Source organism: Ramlibacter sp. AN1015 (genome assembly GCF_037726105.1).
In the GTDB taxonomy this organism is placed as follows: Bacteria; Pseudomonadota; Gammaproteobacteria; order Burkholderiales; family Burkholderiaceae_C; genus Ramlibacter.
Genome location: NZ_JBBJUM010000025.1, coordinates 1 through 2442 on the forward strand (window position 1 = coordinate 1; position 2442 = coordinate 2442).

Sequence of the window (2442 nt, forward strand, 5' to 3'; positions counted from 1 at the left end):
GTAAGCGGCTGGCGATCCCATCTTGAATCCACCCCTGCGTGCAAAGACGATCGCGTCCATCTACGAAATAGCTGGAGACGATGGAATCAGGCAAAGAGGTGGTGCGCCGGCGGCGATACAGCCGGGAGATGAAGGAAGCGGTGCTCGCGCAGTGCGAGCAGCCAGGCGCCTCTGTGGCGCGCGTGGCGATGGAGCACGGCATCAATGCCAACGTCGTTCACAGCTGGCGCAAGCGCACCCGCGGCGGTCCCATGGCCCACCATGGTGGCGTCCAGGAGCAGTTCGTGCCGTTGGCATTGCCAGCGACCATGGCCCACTCCATTGGGCACGTGGTTGAAGTTGAAGTGCAGCACGGGGCCACGCTGCTGAAGGTGCGCTGGCCGCTGGAGGGCGCCGCCGACCTGGCGCGCTGGACTCGCGAAGTGCTGCGGTGATCCGCATCGAGGCGATCTGGCTCGCGGTTGATCCGCTGGACATGCGCGCCGGCACCGAGACTGCGCTCGCGCGGGTGGTCGCAGTGTTCGGGGAGGCGCGCCCCCACCACGCCTACCTGTTCGCCAATCGGCGTGCCACGCGCCTGAAGGTGCTGGTGCATGACGGCATCGGTGTGTGGCTGGCGGCGCGGCGGCTGAACGCAGGACGTTTCGTATGGCCGCAAGGCGGCAGCCAGCTGGGGCTGAGCGGTGAGCAGCTCAACGCGTTGGTGCTGGGGTTGCCCTGGCAAAGATTGGGCGATGCGGGAATCATTCGCGTGATCTGACGGGCTTCAATCGGGCAAAGCGCCAATGCCCGAGCGGGGCCAGTGGCGGCATGATCACGCCCCATGCCTTCGATGCATGACCTGGCCACGCTGGACGCCTCGCAAATGCGCGAGATGCTGGAGCGCCTGCAGGCCGAGGTGCAGAACCAGCAGGCGCTGATCACGCGGCAGGCTCAGGACATGGCCTTCAAGCAGGCCACCATCGACAAGCTCACCCACGAGAACGCGGTCCTCAAGCGCCTGAAGTTCGCCGCGCAGTCCGAGCGCTTCAGCGCCGAGCAGCGCAGCCTGCTGGAGGAAACGCTGGACGCGGACCTGGAGGCCGTCTCGCGCGAGATCGAGGCGCTGGCGCCGACCGCATCCACTGAGACCGAGCGACGCCAACCCAAGCGCGCACCGCTGCCGGCGAACCTGCCGCGCCGCGAGATCCGCCACGAGCCCGAGAACACCACCTGCGCTTGCGGCTGCCAGATGAAGCGCATCGGTGAGGATATCGCTGAGAAGCTGGACTATGTGCCGGGCGTGTTCACGGTGGAGCGCCACGTGCGTGGCAAGTGGGCCTGCGCGAAGTGCGAGACGATCGTGCAGGCGCCGGTGGCGCCGAACGTCATCGACAAGGGCATCCCCACCACGGGCCTGCTCGCGCAGGTGCTGGTGGCCAAGTACGCGGACCACCTGCCGCTGTACAGGCAAGAAGGCATCTACGGGCGAGCCGGCCTGGCGCTCCCGCGCTCCACCCTGGGGCAGTGGATCGGGGCCTGCGGGGTGCAGTTGCAGCCGCTGGTGGACGCCATGCGAAGCGAACTGCTCGCGCAGCCCGTTCTGCAGGCCGACGAGACACCCGTGGCCATGCTCGATCCGGGCGCAGGCAAGACGCACCGGGCGTATCTGTGGACGTACTGCGGCACCGTCTGGAGCACGGGCAAGCTGGTGGTGTTCGACTTCGCTGAGGGGCGTGCGGGTCGCTACCCTGCGCAGTTCCTGCGGCATCCGGGTGAGAACGCTTGGCGCGGCACCTTGGTCTGTGACGACTACTCGGGCTACAAGGCGCTGTTCGCCAGCGGCGTGGCCGAGGCCGGCTGCCTGGCGCACGCGCGGCGCAAGTTCCATGAGCTGTGGGCCAACCACAAGAGCGTGGTGGGGCAGCAGGCCCTGGCGCTGTTCGCTCGCCTGTACGAAGTGGAGCGCGAGGTGGCCGACCTGCCCGAAGACGAGCGACGGCGCATCCGCCAGAACAAGGGCAAACCCATCGCCGATGCCTTGCACGCGTGGCTCACGGCGCAGCGGCAGAAGGTGCCGCCCGGATCGGCGACGGCCAGGGCGACCGACTACAGCCTCACACGCTGGGCAGCGCTGACGCGCTACCTTGATGACCCGCGCTTGCCCGCCGACAACAACCGGGTGGAGAACCTGATCAGACCTATTGCGGTTGGCCGCAACAACTGGCTGTTCGCGGGCAGCCTGCGCGCAGGCCAGCGCGCCGCTGCGGTGATGAGCCTGATCCACTCGGCGCGGCTCAATGGGCACGATCCGCATGCCTACCTGCGCGACGTGCTCGAGCGGCTGCCGACGCAACCGGCCAGACGTATTGGCGAACTCCTGCCGCATCGCTGGTCCGCTCAAACCGCCTGACCACTGACTTGGTCGCTCCCGCCGTCAAGATGGGATGGCCGCGTGCTTAC

The 2442-nt window shown here is 67.7% G+C and carries 3 protein-coding genes; all 3 read left to right on the forward strand.

All coding sequences use genetic code 11. The annotated features are described in order from the left end of the window. Positions 1-80: 80 nt before the first annotated feature. The 3 genes from tnpA (at position 81) to tnpC (ending at position 2392) form a co-directional block, all read left to right on the forward strand. Complete coding sequence (gene tnpA / locus WG922_RS21855) at positions 81-434, forward strand: IS66-like element accessory protein TnpA (protein ID WP_340285157.1); 354 nt, start codon at positions 81-83, stop codon at positions 432-434. Beyond that, positions 431-760, forward strand: coding sequence for an IS66 family insertion sequence element accessory protein TnpB (gene tnpB / locus WG922_RS21860; RefSeq protein WP_340285158.1), 330 nt, complete (start codon positions 431-433; stop codon positions 758-760). The genes tnpA and tnpB overlap by 4 nt, the downstream gene beginning before the upstream one ends. Before the next feature lie 63 nt (positions 761-823). Next, positions 824-2392: an IS66 family transposase gene (gene tnpC, locus WG922_RS21865; RefSeq protein ID WP_445322870.1), complete on the forward strand. Its 1569-nt coding sequence runs from the start codon at positions 824-826 to the stop codon at positions 2390-2392. The last annotated feature ends 50 nt before the right edge of the window (positions 2393-2442 follow it).